The sequence below is a fragment of the Candidatus Falkowbacteria bacterium genome (assembly GCA_018674305.1).
Classification (GTDB): domain Bacteria; phylum Patescibacteriota; class Patescibacteriia; order UBA11705; family JABHMO01; genus JABMRF01.
Window position 1 is genome coordinate 74,503 of record JABHAL010000007.1, and the last position, 19,704, is coordinate 94,206.

Here is a 19,704-nt window from a genome sequence, read left to right on the forward strand (position 1 = left end):
GTTGAAACACAAATTATTTACAACTTTCCACTATTGCTCCAAATATCTTTGTAATCTCTATTGCCTCCACAATTAAAAAATTTCGCTGATTTTCCAACTCTGATTGATTTTGTGAAATATAACAAAGACTCAACCACAATCTACTTTCCTTAACTTCTTTACGGCAAATTTTAGATCTGAACACAAAATCCTTTTTACTAAAAGCTTCATTAGCCTCAATATAATTTGCAGCCACCGAACCGCTTGAGCGAATTAACTGTTTACTGTCTTCTCTATTACCAATGGTAGTGACTAATTCTTTAATAAATGCACGGCAATTAGCAGCAAATCGCTCTGTCCTTTCTTCAAGGTCGTATTTTTTTTCTTTTTTATTCATATACTTGTTTTCAATTTAGATAATTGTTATTTGAAATTTATTTAGGATTTAGAAATTGGTCAATTGATTAATTCTACTTCTATTGTTAAACACTTCTCTCCAAGATTCAAGAAAAATGTTATCCACGTCCGTCAAGATTTTCAGAAACTAATTTTACTCATAGAAAAAAGTAAAAAATCTTGACGAGGTAGGTCGACAAGATTTGACGTTGACAATATGGCTGATTTAAATTAAACTAGTTTAAAGTTCTTTTAAGGGATTACTTTCTTTAACATTTTTCCCAGGAGATAAAATGGGCGCAAAGATGATTTTACTTGATCTGGACAAAACCATTCTTGATATCAACATGCAAATAACTGACTTGCGAATTATTGAAGAGATTGCCAGACTACAGGCTGATGGTTGGCGAATTGGACTAAACTCAGACCGTCACTTTAATTCGGTAATGCATTTTCAAAGAATATTGCAAACTAACGGTCCAATTATTGCGGAAAAAGGCAATATTGTTCGCTTAAGCCCTAACGTCAGTTCTTCTGGGTATTTAGTTGATGCTAGGCGAGATCATTTTGAGTCACTGTATATGAGATTTGTAAATAGTCTACGTAGAAACGATTCTCAAATTCTTGTCACTTCTGGGGACACCATGGATTGGCTAAGAATCCTGAGGCCACTCAAAGAAGATCCAGCCAAACCAGTTGTTATTGTAAATGGTGAACGGCAATACAGTTTTGCGTTTTACGCAAAACTGCTTGACCCTACTGGTTTTAGTCTTAATCCTAAACTTATGTCACTACTTGTAGAAAGAGCAGTAAATATGTTTAGGGAAATTCTTGGAGTTACACCTATAATTGACGTCAATCTACATGAATACTGTGCTTGTATCTTGCATCATCCTGACTCAAGTAAAACGCAGGGAATCAAAACTCTTCAGGGTTTAATAAATATCGATTTCCTGGCTATTGTTGGTGATTCAGACTCAGACATTATTGACCTGCCAAGAGTTATCCATACTGCAGTTGCCAACGCGACAGATAATCTCAAGGCTCGCTCCAAGTTTGTTTCACAAAAAAAATTAGCCACAGGTGCAATTGAATGTCTGCAGTTCATTGAGAAAACCAGAAAGGCTTAATAAACCAAAACTGTTCTGAAAATCAGAACAGTTTTTTATTTGACAAAAACTTGATTTAATTATAATATAATAACTCGTTCCTTAAAATCGGAGGCCGTCATGAGCAAAACTTTAATTCTGATTGATATCGACAGAACCATCATCAACGAAAAAGCAGAAATCACTGACCCGACTCTAGCTACAAAAATTGCCCAAATGGTTGAGCAGGGCTGGGAAATTGGACTATGTTCTGACAGACCAACTGATGAATTAGAATATTTTGCAAGATTTCTCCCCGTGAATGGACCACTTGTTGGTGAAATGGGTGCAGTTATCGAATTTCCTGAGTTGCAAAACTCTTTAGAATCTACCCATATGCTCTTGAGCACCAGGATATCTTTGGGCTTCCTTGATATAAGAAATAAATTTATTGTAAGATTAATCGACATATCAAGAGAAGACTACCTGCACATCACTCTAGGTAGAAACTCCATAGAACATGAACGTAGAATTCTAGCAGATCATCAGCAAGGTATACGTTACATTTATGTAGACATTGCCAGAGAACACAGTTTTGCCATGAGCATGCGTGTGTTTGGACCTGATGGTCCAGAAAAATGCGGTCAAATTATTGAAGACCTCGCCGAGTTTGCAAAAAGAGATTTTGCAGATCAATTTGGTAACAATCTTGAAATGGAAAGCCAAAGCTTCTCTCCAATGCTCTATGTCAATCCCGAAGAATGGGGTTGCGTTATTGTTCATTTTCCAACTAATGGAAAAAACAAAGCTGGTCAAGCCTTGCTGGACAAGTATGATTATGACCGAATCTTCATGATCGGAGACACTTCTTTTGACGACCTAAAGGACACTGAACGAGTTGTTCAACTCGGAGTGGCCAACGCCTGGGACGATTACAAAAATGTTTGTCAATTTGTCGCAGGAAGAAAGTACGCCTCCGGCGTGATTGATTGCCTAGCCTGGGCTGAACAAAACGCGTAAAACCAAAAACGCTCCACTAAACTCGTGGAGCGTTCTTTATTTTATTTAACTATTTTTTACTATTTCTAACAGTAAAAGCTACTGCAAATACTAATAAAAGCAAGATAAACGAACCAATTATAATAAACAAATCCTTATCCGAAGTTTCAGCCGGTTTATCTTCAATTACAGACGGCTCCTCAACTACTGGCTCCTCCACTTTTGGAAACATTCCTTTGTAATATTCATCTTGTTCTAGGTTACTTAACTGCATTTTTACTTTTTCACTATCACCAGAAATCTGATTTGCCAAATCAATATAATATTTTACTTCTTTGGCATTTTCACCATCAAAGTCTGTACACAAATAAATTCTCGCATTTTCCAAGAAACCCAAAGCTCTTTCTTCTTCTGAGAAAACATTATCACCAGTAACTTTTTCCAATGTTTTTTCTGCCAATTCTTTATACAAACCTCCGTAACACATAGATTTAGATACTCTAGCAAAAGGCAAATAGGCTCGTGCTAACATGAAATAATCTTCAGCTGCTGTGTTATCCTTCACTGAGTCCTTTGTGTATGCTAAATTATTATAAACATCCCAATGTGCAATTCCGAAAACGATATTATCTTCATGAGTAGGTTCAAAGTCAATTAAATCCCATTTTACGGTATTTTCTTCAATCGTATAACCAGTAGGTTCTATAATTAACGGCGGATCATAAAGATCTAAAACAGAATTACGAGGACCAACCATATCCATTTCTAAATATTTTATTAAATCATAATCACTAGGAAATTTAACTTCGATTAAAGCTGATTCAATTTCATCCTTCCACCCCTGACCGGTTTCCAAAACATAGTAAGAGTAGTTGCGCGCCATGTCACTATAGCCACCACCACTGGACGGCAAAAAATACTCAACTTCAACTACCGTTTCATCTGCAGCAAAGGTCATATCCCAAGCAATCCAATCATCTTGATAACTTGCTTCATTCAATTTGATATTTTCAGTTTCTACTTCTTGATCATTCACTCTAACGGTGAACTCTTTCGGCATATTTGGGTCTCCCCACAAATTCAAACTCATCAAATCTTCCATTGGAAAGCCAACCTGCATGTCAACCGGCTCTTCACTGTTATAAAAAACAAATTCAGCCGACACTTTAGCATTATATAAATAATAATGGCTATTCATTTCATCTGGTTGAATATCAATCCTTACATGTTCAGATTTCATTTGAATATCCGAACTTTTCAAAGCTTTAATTGTAGCACCAGGATGAACTATAGGTGCCATATCCGCTGAAGCATTTCCTCCTATTAAAATAACTGTGAAAAAAATCACTAAAACCATTACTTTTTTCATAACTTATTCACTTATTAATTTTTTCAACTTGATAACCATCTCGTCGTACAACCAACATCTTTCCGCCGAAGTACAATACTCACATTTACAAGCAGAGTAAACTGAGTACCAAACAATTTGACAGAGGTGCCAAAAACTTTTACTAAACGCTTTTTGTTGTTTTATATAATAATCCAATTCCTTTTCAATTCGCTCGACTAGACTTTGTAAACTAACCAAACTATTATTTTTTTTCAATTCTAGATTTTTACGAAAAACGGAAACCTGCAATCCAGCCAAATCAATGGCCACATTCCCTAACGCTTCTGAGCTACCCAGATATGGGAAAGCAGGGCGCGGATCAATAAAATATGCCTTATCTTGTCTTATAATTATATTGGCAGCACTCAAGTCCTTATGTGCTAGGCCACTGGTTAAATTATTCAAATATAAGTGTTTATTTTCAAGAATCCTTTTATATTTGCCTTCCAACTCTGACCATAAACCAGCCTTATGCAAATTAATTTTTAGAGCTTGTATTAATTCTGTGAAAAATAATTCCGCTTTATCTTTGTCTGGATTTTTAGTTTCATTATATATTTGTCTCAAGTTTAATAAAATCCGTTCATTACTCTTAACTAATTTTAATTCATCTTCAACTTGAGATAACCGTAAGTTTTGTTCAAAGTTATCATTACCTAAATTTTCTATTTTCAAAATTGACTGACCTTCTTGAGAATAAACCAACTCCACTTGGGGAAAATAATCATTATAATTATCTAGTGCCTGCTGATATTTTTGATAATTAGCTAATTCTTTATTGATCTCACCGCTTAATCCGATTTTTAAAATTTGTCCGTCAACTGAAACTGTTTTGGAGTCTGAAGTACCACCAAGATTCTTGATCTTTTTGTCTGCTACACTCTCACCTAAATATTGGGCTAAAACTTCTAGATAATTTCTTGAATTAAGCACATTTGGCAACTGTAAAATATCATCAATTGAGTGATCAGCATAATTAGATTTTTCTGAACCAACATAAACAGTGGTCACCCCCAAAGCTTTCGGGGGAATAATATCTGTGCTTTCCTGATCACCAACAGAAATAGTATTCTTGAATTCAGTTTCATACTTTTCACAAATAAACTGAAAACGGTTCCCATGGTCTTTACGAATATCGCCTTCACCTGTATAGACATTGTTGCCGAAAATTTGGACTAAATCTAACTCCTTCAAAACTCTGGTTACCCAAATTTTCGGTGCATCGGAAACCAGTACTAATTTAAATTCAGTGGCTAATCTCTCCAAAGTTTGCTTTACGTCCCCGACACGAACTATAAAAGAAGACGGCTCAAGGTCCCAAACAAAATTGAAGTATTCATAACGATCCAAACCATAGCTCTTCTCCAGTCCAATACTGACACCCTCCTTGAATGTGTTTTGGACATGATTCAAAATTTCTTCTGCGCCAAATTCATCTTTATTTAATTTGTTTCCTATAAAAGCCTTAGCCCTTGCTAAAATTGCTGGCTTTAATGGAGAATTATTATAAGATCCGCCCTTCAACTGATAAAGGGTTCCGTCAAGATCTAAAATTAGAAGTTTTTTGTTCATATTTACACCTCATTTACATCTCAATCTTACCAATTTACCCCAGTTTAGTCAAACTGTATAAATAATCAATTTATCAATTCTCTAAATCCTAAACAATTTTAAAATTAACAATCTAAAACACAAAATAAAACTTTTGAATTTGAATATTTAAATTTGTTTAGAGTTTGATTATTAGGTAATTGATCAATTAGTTCAAACATCTCGCAACACAAAAATAAAAAAGCGACCCGTACATGTACGAATCGCTGTATATCATTCTAAGCTATGGGCGCATCAGCATGAGCAGCTCTAAGCCCTCTGTTTTTTTCAGTTTGAACCTGTCGCAAAATGGTAATACCTACCGCTTCAATAAGTATACCCATATGATCAACATCTTCATTCACTTTATTAACCACTTCTCTTTCCATTCTTGCTAGAAGTTCTTTGTCTTTCAAAACTTCATCCAAGGAATTACGCGCGCAAACAGTGCGTACTGCGCTCACTATGTATGTTTCAACCAATTCTTGCAAGTTTCTACGTGAGTCTGAATCTTCTACTAACTTAGGTCTTATGCATTTTGCTACTTCAACCACAGAACAACCATCGTCCTTGACCCTAACCTTGTTAGTGATTTCAGCTTCTACTTCTTTAATATCATCAAAAAGCAAGGCTTCCTCACCGAGTCGTTCAATGGTAAAATCTAAACTTTTTATAGGAACAAAAGAAACCATTGTATAAAACCCACGGAGTTTACCTGAACGTAAAACTCGAATGTTTCTTCCTTTAGGATAAACCAGAACATGCCCTTTGGGAACCTCGATCGCCGTATTCTCATAGAGAACACCAACCACACAAAGAAAGAGCACCAACGCAATTCCGAAAATCCAGGCTAAAACAACTGACCCCTCAGATAGTGCGGTTAGCAAACAAAGAGCGAATACAAAAGCCCCAATAATGAAACAAATGAACGTACTGAGTTTAATAGCCTCTCTATTCCTTTCCCAAAATGACCGATCAGGAACGAAGGTTTTTTCAAAAACCTTGTCATCATCTCTTGTTACAACATGTTTACCATCTTCCATTGAGTACCCCCTTGATTAATATATTTTAACTGAACAGAACCACAGATAAGAATATCACAACCGAGTAAATATGTCAAGTACACCGTAATGGTTCAATATCTTTGCAATATTAATGAGTTAAATTTCACTTACTTAGCCACCTGGGGTTGAAAACCCCAGGCTATTATATTCTAAACCCCCATAAATGGGGCTAAGTCTCTTCAGGCTACTTTAGTAGCCTTTACAAAACCTAGCCTGGCCCTTTCAGGGCCAGGTGACTAAATACAATAATTATGAACATTTACATCCTAGAATTAATTACATTTAACTCCACTACAAGTGTTGCCAAGCTCTTGACTTTAATTCGGTACACCTAATAAAAGCATGCAAAATTACCACAAAGTAGTCCCCTCGGGACAATAAAAAAGCCCCGCGTGCGGGGCTATGACTTATCAGCAATTTACAAGCAGATACCAGTAATCATGCATGAATGGTTCCTCACTGGCTGGCTTTTGAATACCGGTTTTTTGGAAACCTAGTTGTTCAGCTGGCTTGATTGAGCCGATATTATCTTCGCGCAAGCGAGTTAATATCAGATTAGGTATAGCCATTTTTTGTTTTTCCTTCAAAAAGCTTTTGCGAAGCAGTGTGCCGATCCCCTGCCTGCTAAATTTTGGATCAACAACCAGCTCACGCTCCCAAATGATTAAACAACCAAACTGACTCATTCTTTCCATCTGTCTATGAACCCAGAGCCACAAGTTTGTACCTCTCTCAGCTTCCAGTCGAGCAAATGACATCAAGTCATGCCAGTGCGCGCCAACAAGCTTATCTGTGTCTTCATCTATAGCCACAAAACATCGAAATCCCGGCAAGCTAAAAGCTTCTTCCCAGCGACGGAGAACTTCTTCATCGCTTAAATCTTCATGCCAGGGAAGGCCAGCAAAAGCTCGTTTATATACTGCCAGCACCTGTTCCAAATCCTCATCTTGCATCAAACGAATTTTCAGGTTCATTTTCCCTCCCTGCATGACAATCTCTGTTATAACAATATGGCAATATAACAATTTAGCAATTTACTTTAAACATCTTATAACAAGCAAAATCATACTCTCCAACCAGAAGCGGATAAAACTTTTCACCGTCAAGTTCAACTTCCTCAAAGTTTATCAACTTCGGGTCCATTTTCTCGTGCTTGCCATACACCCAAAATATATTTTTCCCTTGTAAATTTTCTTTGGTAATTTGATTAGTATAATTCTGTAAAAAGTATTGAATTTTTTCTTGCAACTCAGCCTGAACGGAACTACTATCTTTAGGCCCAGCTTCAATTTCAATAGCCGGCTCAAGAAATTCAACCAAAGGGCCAGTCGGTCTTTTCTCCGATGGCAACCAGAATACAATGTTCGCTATTTTGAACTGCAATGCCAAAAGTAAATCCTCAAAACTAGGCTTGGTAATAATAACAAACAAACCAGTATCTGATTTACTACCATGTAAATCAACCATATAATTGAATTCTTGCGCTTTCGCAATAATTTCCGCCGCGCGTCGTTCTTCGTGTTTTTCAGAATTAGGATTTCCCGGTCCTGCGCGGTTCATATCTACATTAATAAAGCGCTTATTGGCGTCTAAAGCTTTATCATTAGCAATCAGCCAATCAATCTCTTGGGACTGCTCAATTTTTCTCATAACATCTACGCCGATCTTTTCATCTCCGTGAACTGCTGTAAAAAACAAAACATCCCGATCGACCGGCTTTTGTGGCAAAATAAAAGAATCACCACCAGCGCGCAGTTGCTCAATCTCATTAACTAAAAGTTCGAACTTGTACTTGTAAATTGGTAAAACTTTGTCTAGCATATTCTATATTCTCATTTAAAGCGTAACCTATATTAACATCTTCGTCAATAAAAGTTTAGACTTGACAGCTCTTTACAAATCTTGTAAGCTACAGTATTATCAAAGTAGACGCATTCATTTGATAAATTAACTCCAAAGGAGGTCCCAAATGCGTAACAATGTTCATTCCAACATGTCTGCTTGCCATGAACCTGCGCGCAGCAAATGGTTCATGGTTCTTTCAAATGTTTTCGTGCCTGTCCTGCGAAGCCTTGGCGTAGTAGGATTTTCGTGTTTTCGTGCATTCGTGCCCTTGTGCTTTCGTGCATTCGTGTCCTTGTGCTTTTGTGCTTTCGTGCTTGTAGCTTGCGAAAGCGGTAACGGCAATGATCCCAACGACACGCCCGGCGTGGACGTGACGGATGATAAATATACACCGCCTGACGGCGAGGAGCTCGATGTCAACGCTGAAATCAGCGATCCTGATACCGATCCAGATGTTGAACTACTTGACTGCGGTAATGGTATCTGTGAGCCAGAAAAGGGTGAAAATCTACTCACCTGCATCGAAGATTGCCAAAACCAGGGCGACTGCGGTAACTTCATCTGCGAGCCGGATAAGTTCGAAGACTACCTGACCTGCAGTAATGACTGCGAAGAGTTAGAACATTGTGGAGATGGTGATTGTAACTACCAGGAAGAATGTATCAACTGCCCGGCGGATTGCGGTTGTGAAAAAGAGCAAGTTTGTATCCAGCCAGTAGAAGGTCAGCTCTATGTGTGCAGTGACGTTGAAGACCCACTCGAGCCATATTACTGGATCGAGGGTGAGTGGAAGTGTACTGAAGGTACAATTCAGGGCAACACCTATACCGTCACAATTGAGGGCTGGGATACTAAATTGGGAGCGAATGTGAATGGTTTCAGTCCCTGTATCGGTTATGCAATGACCACAGAAAATCAAAATGAATTCACGTTTAGTGGAAAATCTCAGTCAGGAAAGGTACAATGCTTCGACGGAATCATTACAAACAATGATAGCACTCTCACCTTCTCGGCGAAATCAGACACAACTCCGACCACCAATTTCGTATATGTAAAACAATAAAAAACCAAAGCCACCAATTCTACACAGAGATGGTGGTCTTTTTATTTTAAATAAAAAAACTACCCCTTTACAGATTCCGGAGCAAGTCCGGAATGACGTAAAGAGGTAGTTTTAATTTAATTATGGAATTATATAAATATATCCATCATAAAACTCAAATCTGTCTGCTTCAAAATCACAATCCAATTCCCAATACCCCGTATATTCATTATCCTTATTACACCAGCCCCAGTTGTCCTTAACCTGAACACCTGGTAAGAACCGACAAGCAGTTTCACCGGTTGACAATTTTTCTTTACAACTCGTGTCGTTATCACCGACACAGTCAGGTAACCCATCAGTTGAATAACAAATATATGTATTTTCGTAAGAGAAATATCCTTCGTGACAAGCATCTGATGTATCACCAAATCTATCTTTTGGATCATCACAGTCACCATATTGACCACAAACTGAATTATCATTACATTCATAGGTAGCTTCGTCACCTTCACCTACTCGCTCACACGGACAAGAAAATCCATCCCAGTCTCCGCATTGACCCATAGGAATTACAACCTTTTCCTGACAAAATGGTTTGTGATTTTTGAAGGAGCCACTATTTGTAATTGATCCGGCACCATCACCCCAGTTTATCGTAACTTGCTTCAATGGCATTTGTTCATGGGCAGCCCAGGCGTAGAATTTCATAGTTAAATCCAACTGACCATTGTGCGCTACGATATCGCCACCAGTGTAACTACCTAAACTCGTAGCAATTGTGAGCTGGTTAGGGGAAGCTTTCAATGCTCCACCCGCTTCGCCAGGTCCAACTGAAGCTATCATTGGTGGATGTGGGGTGTAATCGGTAATAGTATCACCTGAAAAATCCTCAGTATAAATTGCCTTTTCCTCATACTTCTTCGTAGTATAATTCCACGTCCATCCTTTATAAACCTTAGCAAAAATATAATCCAAGGAAGAATACTCCGGCTTGTTATTAGCAATAGTTACCTCGTCTATATTTGTGCACTGTATAGTCCTACCAACAGCGTTATGGGATTCATTCAAATAATTATAAGGCAAAGATTGGGTGCAACCATATGGTTTGCCACCATAATCAGTGCCTTGAGTGTAATTGTCATCAAATCTAGTCCAGAGACTACCCCCAGGCATTTCGTCATAACTTCCATCACAAGTATCACCTACGCACATTGAATTATTAGATCCCATATATTTATCAGGTATTTTCATTAAGGTATCTCGCCCTTCAAGAGAATCTCCTACAGCACTACCAAATGGCGTTGGCTCTGAACCCCAAACTATACCATTACCTCCACCTGGAAGGGAAGCATTTGGATCATCTTCCTCATACCATTTTTGATATTGATATATCCTATTTGTAAACGCTTTATTAAGACTTTCACCTGCAAGAACATTAGAAGAATCATATACCTGCACCATTTCCTGCGCATATTCATGAAACACTCCCTTGATCACCAGTTCCTGCCAACCTCCGTCCTTAGAATCATCACATAAAGCAAACCATGATTTACGCATCCGACCAGTTTCATCAAAAATTATTCTCAAACCAAAGTAATTTTTATAAGCGGAAGCATCGCCGTCATGATTGCCCACATCACAATAACCGGTTAAAGCTTTGAATCCATTTTCTTCCTGCTTCACTGCCACAATATCACCAAAATCAAACCCTAGTTCTGTCTCCGCAGGCTCTTCTAATCCCGCAGATATATCACTAGCACACAGACCATAATTACCATTATCATTATCAATACAAACTAAATCATCACGACAATCAGGATTTCCACTATTATTAGACTTATTCATTCGACACTCTGTATTAATACAAACTGATAGCTCGGCATTTATTGTCTTACATTTACCAACGCCCTCGGGCATATAAACAAAAGAAGAGTTACTATCCTGCCACTCCCAAGTACCGTCACAATCAGAGTCTTCACTGCAACCTGCCAAGGGCTTTTTGACCCATTCGCTATCATCTGTTTTATAGAGTTCTAACTCATATACTGTGTCATCTATTTCAGGTTCAACATCAGCGACTTCAGGATTATCACAATAGTCAGGATCTAATGTTGTTTGGTTTATAATGTCAATACACTCACCTTGTGAATAATCATAACCTTTACCCATGAACATAGGGGTAAACTTAGATTCCTTTTTTGCATTATCACCTTTTAAATAAACGCTCTCTTTAGGTCCACCAAATTTATAATTATTATGATTTTCTTGCAATTCGTGGCCTCCATGCCAAACAACCTGCCAATAATACCACTTTGAATAATCATTACCAAAACAATCTATTAGCTTTTCTGAAGCACCCTGAGTATTAGTATCAATCCACTCCCCTTCTCCCTTGGGACAGAAAAAAGCCCAGTCATCCTTTTTGAAAGTATGCTTATCAGTTGCTCCAGCATAACCCTTCTCGTAATTACCATAATTATCAGTTCCATTTTTTAGAAAATATGCATATCTCTCAATGTCAAACTCTTCCGTTTTATTTCCAGGATCAATTACCACCTGCCCATCCCAGTCCTTGGCGCTTTCACACCAATCCGTACTTTGCCCATCAACACAATCAATCATGATACCAACTAATTCCTCATCATAAACTGCTGGACCACTAATCGAAGATACTCCCTCTTTATATGATTCATCACCATCTGAACCAGCCTTTAGACTAAAGGACCAATTTGGGAGTGTTCCATTTTTTTGCTCCTTTTGTTCATTACTTGAATTATTTATAGAAAACAACGGTCTTATATACTCCTTTATATTGTGGATATCATCAGCAGGGTCTTCTGGCAAAAACATCTTCTGATTTCTTCCCTTAGCATTGGTGGTAAATAAACGACCAACATTTTCATTTGGATTATACCCTGCCTCCAAATAATTATTTGATAAATCCTGTAAACCAGCTAAACTCTGAGTTGGATACCAGGTCAAACAAGGATGCTGGTCAGGATCATTATTCATAGTTGTGCTATCATCCCACTCTAGGCAATATCCTTGCCAGCCAGTGTATTCTGTGTTTGCGCCATCAACTTTTAAACACATATCGCCAGAACACTTATCAGAAGAGCACATTTTTTCATTGTTAATCTTAACTGGCGTACCACCAGAAGAATCCCCACTACAATCACAAGGTGTATTTGTGTCTTGACAATATTGAGAACTAAGTTCATTTTTATATTCCTTCGGCACATACAATGTCATAGCCTTACCACCAAAGGTCACTGCATAATAATTACAAGCATAATCATCTTTTTTGTCAGAATCCATATCACCGACATTTTCGAACTTAGTAGCATTTTCATATTTCTGATCACTTCTATTAAATTCACTCAGAGTAAACGGTGCTTCTATATCTGGATAAGCTCGGCATTCTGGTGAAGGTGATAATTCAAACGTAGCTGAATCGTTAAATGGTTTTACGCAGGTATTATTCAAACAACGACAATCCTCTTCTTCCTCGTCTGCTAATTCATCCTCTATTACACCAAGTAAATACTCTAAACATGCTGACTGTGCTGAACAATAATTATCATTTGGAGCATATGCTTCATAACCATCTAAACAAACATTCAAACAGGTCTCCTCAGTAGCACCAGTAACCGAAGTGACATCTGTTTCTAAACAACATTCACCACCATCAAAATGACAATCTGCTGTATTTGCCCCTAAATCATAAGCTCCCCAATTTACCACAGTTGGTACCTCCACTTTAGCCTCTTCTAAAACGTTAACACATACATGATCAGCCGCCAACGACGGAAATGTCCAACATTGATCATAATCCGCATCCATACAAAACTCGTCAGCGTCATCACCTTCATCACCACAAGAGACGCTAGTCATTTCTAGCTTTTTACATGTAGTATTTTGCCCATAACCATCACAATGATAATCAGAACCTAAATAATCGCAATCTGAATCCAAGTCACAACTTACTGAATCGTCAGCAATACAAATATTATCATCAATATGACAATAAGAATTAGAACCTAAACTAAGACAATCATCATCAACAAGACAAGCTAAAGTGTCTTCTACTGGAATTGTTTCAGCAGCACTCCAACCTGGCCAATCACCAGTATCACACTGACCATTACCAACCAATTCAGGACGTTGGCAAGTCGGTAGTGATGGAATGCATGGATTAACAACAGGGGCTTGAACAACGGGCTCGGTAGGAGTCTTACAAAAATCAAGAACTTCACAATCAGTGTCATTCTGACAGCTATTCATTGATTGATTTACTAAATGATAATCTGGGTCTTCATCGGGATTGTTCTGATTAATATCAAAGGCATTAGTAAATTGAACTGGATTATTTGCCGGAATAGCGAAACCTGAGTAATCATTATCATACCAACCTACTCCTCTATCTTTATTTATGTATTTATTTTCAATAATTTCATTGAATGATAAAATATTAGTTTCATCATTACTCTGTACAAATTTAGCACAAGCTGCTGAATCAACATCATCAGTTAGAGCTTCGCATAAACCGATTCGATCACAAACTTTGACATATTCACCCTTAGCAGAATCCCAATTCCAATGACCACTTCGACAAGCATACCAGGCACCACACTCACGATCGCGGTTGACCTTGATAATTTTATTAGCATCAGTTTTTAGAACTTCATTTGCTGTACAGACTACGCCCTTATTTTGTTTCCAAGTATTCCCGTCGTCTTCTTCATCTTCTGTAAGTGGACAATAAAGCTGTTTACCCTCTATAGATGGATTTGCATCTCCCAAGACAAGACCATTTGCATCTACTGGCCCATTTTCAAAGCTAACAAATTCTCTACAATATTCATAATCATTTTCCTGAGCTAAACACTCAGTCAACCATTTACAATATTTATAAACACCACAATTTTCAGCGGTATAATCACTATCAATAAAAATTGCATCATGATCAATCAGTGCAGAATCAGTACTAACCGCAGTAACTGGACTATATGGATTACTTGATGGATCACTTGGATTTTTACTATTAATATATGTTTCGAAGGAATTATAGGAAACACTCGGTTCACCGTCTGCGTCCATCTGGGAGGTATCATTAAACAAGATACAACCATCCTTGCGACTGACTGAATTACAGGTAGCATTATCCATCAAGTCATTATTGATGTAGTAATATGGACGACCAGCTAAGGCCTTGGTTTTGTCAGTTGGATCAACAAAAGCAGTACACTGGTCTTCTGTTCCAGGACATAAACCAACCCAACCTGTATAATCAGCATCCAAAGTTTTTGCCATCTGCAATACACCATCGTTGTAATATTCCTTTGAATCACACTCGACATAATTACCTTCTGCGTCCTGAGTATACCAACCATAAACACTTTCTGAATCTTTTGAAGCTTTGGTGTATTGACAGGTCTTGTCACCTGGATTTTTGAAATAATGAGTTGAGCCCTTGCCGTCAACAAATTCTTCACAGCTTGACTCCAGATTTGAACATAAAGGACTGACTGCTTCATTCTCAAACATTTCTGGATCAAGTTTGTAAAACACATTGTTCCAACCACCATCATAATCATCCTCTGCATATTCAGTGTTCACATATTTTTCCCCCTTATGATACTTTATCGGTGAATTTGCATCATTTGGATCTTCAAGAATATCTTTAGCAGCCGCAGTTAAATTTGGTAAACCTAGGGCAGTACAACCCTTTTCACTGGTGACACAAGCTGATTGATCGTTTAATACTAAATACATTAAGGAGTCTTGAAGAATAGTAATCATTGGTTCATAACATTGTTGGGTTACCAGATCCCAATCATAACCAGATGCTTCACAACTCTTTTTAAAACTATATTGAGTACCAATCACAAACGGTTCTACGGTAAGGGCACATTGAGTCGCTGTCGCATCAACCCCAAGTAAAGTTTTATTACTTAAAGTGTTTTTTAATTGTGAGTCCATCTTAAAATTTCCCCAATTCTGGACAACTAACTCACAAACTTCTTCATTAGAAAAATTCTTTCTATACTCTTTTTCATACGGATAAACATTGTTCTTGGTATCCAGCACCGCCTGACAACCGACACTACCTGATTCACACAAGCTGGAATAACTCTTTAAATAATGAGTATTTGCTTCTGGGTCTCTGTATTCCCTACAACCTAAATGCGCCTGAGCTAAATAGTTATCAGAATTTCCAGTATCTGAATTTAATTTATAATCACAAGTCGTTGGAGTTGCCCAAGTACTTTCAATTAAATATTTAACATCGTTTACTTGGGATAATTTAAAGTTATCAATATTAAACATATCCGTTAAAAAAGTATCTGCATTAATCTCAATTCCAATAGATCTACCGGCAGTGGCCACATTAGACGAAACAACCATATGATAAAAAGTAAAGTTCTCAGTTAAGTTTCCTTCCATCAATTGCTCGACTGGATCAGCAGTTAAAGCATCTCCCTCTTTTACATTGACTGTAAATTTACCGTCTGGGCTATTACCTTTAATCCAAAATGATAATTCATAATCACCACCACCTAAACCAACTAAATCAGAATTGGTATAAAGAGCAGGATCTCCACTTGTTTCAATTCCATTTCCTTGTGTTACTTGAAGAAATGAACCAAATTCAGGAGTAATTAATGGCACGGAATAAGAAGTTTTCAGACTACCCAGCTCTTCATCAATAGTATCGCTAGAAAAACTATAATTTTCTACTTCTACCTCAATGCCCGCTAAATTGCCTTTGTATTCTTTACAACCAGCATTTTGGACACTACAAGACTTGCCTTCACCAGAAATAGTCATAAATATACATTCACCGTTTGCCCATCTACCTTGGCGGTTGGTACACTCAGTAGAATCGTCAAAAGCAATGGTTCTTCGATATGGATGGCAGTCCTCACTACAAGAGATAGTCTTGGACAAGATTCGGAAATAAGCTGTGCCCGATTCATCAAAGAACTGTCGACAATCAGGGTTAATTTTTTCTTCAAAAATATCTTGATTGCATTCGTCTAGATAACTTTCTAGAACTAACTTTGGAGCTCCAGTTGGATCATCACCATCATCTTTTTGTAAAGTATACGCTTGAAGTTGATAACCTGTAACTTCATCCCCTTCCCAAGTATAATAATTACCACATAAATGTTGGTCATCAGGTAATTTCTTGCACAATCGCATTTCTGTGAAATATTCTTTGGCTTCTCCGCCTTCATCTAATAAATCTAAATTAGTAAATTCCTCACAACCAACCTGAGCAGATTGACATTCCTTGGCTGTATCAGCTATGAAATACAAAGGAAACACATAGTCAGCAAAGAATGTTTCTGACTGACTATAACTTTGGTACCCATTACATTCTTGTGGACAATAATCACTATATGCTGATGTACCATAAACTACGTTACCACCAACCGATGGAGTATAGGCATTACAACCAACCTCTTCAGCCGAACATAAACCAGCAAATTTGTCACACCCCTTGATTGTATCTGTTCCAGGAAAATCGTCTCCTTTATAAATTGAAGCAGTGGTTAATGGATGACCATAATTATCATCATTATAATTGACAGCACAAATGTTATTCACACCTGTACAGTCCGAATCTACTTCACACTTATTCAGAGAAAAGCTTCCAGCACCATCTGAACATTGTTTTTTTCCTACATTGTAACAACTCAAATACTCCGGCGCTTTCTTGGAATATTTAACATTTTTACTGGCATAATCATTGTAAACATGCCGAGAATTTTCACTTGGAACATCCAGCTCTTCCAGTATTACTGCATCATAATAAGCAGATACGTCCGTATTAAGAGTGACTTTTATATTTTCGTATGAACTATATAGTTGTTGGCCAAGATTTGAGCTTGGCTTGATAGAAACCAACACATACACTTCGGTCCATAAACCAGAATAATTATCCAATTCATTTTTTTGCTCTTTCAAAACCTCGACAGTATAGAGAGTAGGTTTATCAGTTTCTATAGAAACACTGATTATTCCACTAGAATCTCGATAAGTCTGCGCAGAAACTGCAAAATAACGTTCTCTCTGACTTCGCACTACTGGCACCCACTCTGAAATAAGGTCAGCTGGTCCCTGAGTATCCAGAGAATAGGTTGCATCATATTTATCATCACCGTTTAATATATGTGTTCCAGCCCAACCTGGGATTTCCATTGGTGCATTTGGTATAACATCTCCTTCAAAAATTTCAAAACTGCCATTAGGTAATAAATTAGTTCCTAAACCTGGGGATGTACTAATAAGTCGAGTACAACCTTCTGCTCCAGGAGGACATTCATTATCATAAATTTTCCTATTTAAATGTACCCTATTTTCAAATAAAGCATCCCAATTATACTCATCCGTTGCGTCACGCATAGTGCTGTACCACAAGCAACCTACATTACTTTCATCACAATTTTTCTGTTCAACTGTATTCATCAAAAAGCTAACTTCCTTTCCTCTAGAATTGGTCATGACCTGACAAGAGTCGTATGCACCAGAACAGCCCTGACCACCAAACTTGAAAGTGCCTTTTTCCGCTGCACAATATCCCCAACCACGACAACTACCATCTTCATTGTGTTCAATACAACTCGGCATATCCACACAAGCTTCAGATCTTTCACTAGCACCACTGGCCAAAAGCATTGGGCCACTAACCGCAGCCTTACACTGAGTTTGTGGATATTTAAGAATCCAATTTGGATCTACTAAGTGACAAAACTTATCAACTTCTGGATCACCTGTATTACAATTATAAAAGTTATCCATTACGTATTGTAGAGTAATAAGTTGCCCTTCCTGAACCTTGGAAGCTGCAATTTCCCAACCGATCGGGATAATACGTGCCTTACGAAGTTTAACTAAGTTTGAATAACAAAATCCTCGTTCAAAACAGTCTGCATCACTATTCCTTCGGTCATTTGGACCAATAAACGGTCGATTACCAACAATATATCCTTGTTCGATTGCTTCACTCACTGATATTGGATCTCCCTGCGTGGCATTACGCACAGCCTCTGCAAAACCCGAATCCATCACACAATTATTAACACCACGAAGTGATCCCCCATCGCCAGTTGGACAGTTAGCATAATCCGTCATCAGATCAATCTGTTTCGTGGCCATCGCAAAATTAATTTTTTGAGAAGCGAATTCTTTTTGTAATTGTTTTTTGACTTCAAATACCTGTTGTTCAGGATTAAAGGAAGTCGCCTTGTCAACTAAACCTTTTTGAAAATATTTTTGGATTACACCTGATTCCCAAAGTGAAGAAACAAAGGTGTTCAAAAATGCTAGCGCCACCTGACCAGGAATTTCAGTGATTACATCTTTTGAAGTAGACATCTCACTTTTTGTTGTTTGCTTTGCTTTTTCTAATTCTGCTTGACTATGACTTCTAGTTAATGAAGATGGTGTTTTAATATTTTTCCCTGTTACTCCTGTTACACCCTTGGATCCCTGATCTTCTAGACGTTGTTTTTCCTTGGCATCAACTTCTTTTTGTTGGGCTTCGATTAATCCACCCTCCATAGTCATGTAGCCACCAATTTCAGACTTACTTGGAGAAAAGCTGACGTCAAAACTTTCTTGTAAAAAAGCAACACTAGTACCGTATGGATCTTTTACTTTACTCAAAGCATCTTCATACTTACTTTTAATCTGATCACCAAAAGCTTGCCAATTATCTGTTAACGCGCTAAGCGTACAATCCGGTTTTTTGAGCTGATCATATCCTGGCGTTTCTAAATAATTCAACTGTAAACCAAGTTTCATTTTCAATTCAAGTTCAGGCAGTTTTGGCTGACAAATATCTATTCCGAACATTTCATTTACATTATCTAAAAACTGACCAACCATTTGATCTTTGAGGTCCTTTTTGAAATCACCCCAGACATCTTCGTAGAACATCGACCCCTCTCCCCAACTTCCCGTGGTTATGTAGCTAACACTGGCTTCCGCAGCTTTCTTGGCCAACTTGACCAAAGTATTTTTCAGAGTAACTGAAACTGTCAAAATTAGCCCCTTAAATAGCTTTTCCTTGGCAAATTTTTTAATTTTGTCAGCTGCATTTTTGACAAAGGTCTTTATTTGTAAACCTATACGCTGAGGTAGCGCAGCAGGATCAGTATATTGAGCATTGGCTGTCAGTGGAAAAAGTAAACCCGGTAAGGCTATTTGCAGGACAAAGAAGAAAGTAAGAAGCCCAAGAATAAACTTACTCTTACTTGAATTGCTTTTGTTTGAGAAAAACATAAATATTTTTTTATC

General features: G+C 37.7%; 10 protein-coding genes. 3 read left to right on the forward strand and 7 right to left on the reverse strand.

Features of this window, described 5'->3' with window-relative positions; all coding sequences use genetic code 11:
• Positions 1-13 precede the first annotated feature (13 nt).
• Positions 14-376, reverse strand: a complete 363-nt coding sequence (locus tag HN643_03285; protein ID MBT7500666.1) for a four helix bundle protein — start codon at positions 374-376, stop codon at positions 14-16.
• A gap of 292 nt (positions 377-668) precedes the next feature.
• Here HN643_03285 and HN643_03290 point away from each other — a divergent pair, with 292 nt between their 5' ends.
• Both HN643_03290 and HN643_03295 read left to right on the forward strand, forming a co-directional pair.
• Positions 669-1,505, forward strand: a complete 837-nt coding sequence (locus HN643_03290; GenBank protein MBT7500667.1) for an HAD family phosphatase — start codon at positions 669-671, stop codon at positions 1,503-1,505.
• Positions 1,506-1,604: 99 nt separating this feature from the next.
• Positions 1,605-2,483 (forward strand): HAD family phosphatase, encoded by an 879-nt coding sequence (locus HN643_03295; GenBank protein ID MBT7500668.1) that lies wholly within the window; start codon positions 1,605-1,607, stop codon positions 2,481-2,483.
• A gap of 49 nt (positions 2,484-2,532) precedes the next feature.
• On the opposite strand, the gene HN643_03300 is transcribed toward HN643_03295, so the two are convergent.
• From HN643_03300 to HN643_03320, 5 genes are all read right to left on the reverse strand, one after another.
• Entirely contained in the window at positions 2,533-3,831 is a 1,299-nt protein-coding gene (locus tag HN643_03300) for a hypothetical protein (protein MBT7500669.1), read from the reverse strand.
• A 3-nt stretch (positions 3,832-3,834) separates the two neighbouring features.
• Positions 3,835-5,424 carry an HAD family hydrolase gene (locus HN643_03305; protein ID MBT7500670.1) on the reverse strand — a complete coding sequence of 530 codons (1,590 nt, stop codon included), beginning with the start codon at positions 5,422-5,424 and terminating at the stop codon, positions 3,835-3,837.
• Between the two features lie 257 nt (positions 5,425-5,681).
• Positions 5,682-6,485: an SPFH domain-containing protein gene (locus HN643_03310; protein ID MBT7500671.1), complete on the reverse strand. Its 804-nt coding sequence runs from the start codon at positions 6,483-6,485 to the stop codon at positions 5,682-5,684.
• A 431-nt stretch (positions 6,486-6,916) separates the two neighbouring features.
• Entirely contained in the window at positions 6,917-7,495 is a 579-nt protein-coding gene (locus HN643_03315) for a GNAT family N-acetyltransferase (protein MBT7500672.1), read from the reverse strand.
• A gap of 37 nt (positions 7,496-7,532) precedes the next feature.
• Positions 7,533-8,327 (reverse strand): hypothetical protein, encoded by a 795-nt coding sequence (locus HN643_03320; protein ID MBT7500673.1) that lies wholly within the window; start codon positions 8,325-8,327, stop codon positions 7,533-7,535.
• Between the two features lie 334 nt (positions 8,328-8,661).
• Here HN643_03320 and HN643_03325 point away from each other — a divergent pair, with 334 nt between their 5' ends.
• The gene (locus HN643_03325; GenBank protein ID MBT7500674.1) at positions 8,662-9,414 is read left to right on the forward strand and encodes a hypothetical protein; all 753 of its coding nucleotides are present in this window, start codon (positions 8,662-8,664) and stop codon (positions 9,412-9,414) included.
• A 120-nt stretch (positions 9,415-9,534) separates the two neighbouring features.
• Here the strand turns inward: HN643_03325 and HN643_03330 are convergent, their stop codons facing one another.
• Entirely contained in the window at positions 9,535-19,689 is a 10,155-nt protein-coding gene (locus tag HN643_03330) for a hypothetical protein (GenBank protein ID MBT7500675.1), read from the reverse strand.
• Positions 19,690-19,704 lie beyond the last annotated feature (15 nt).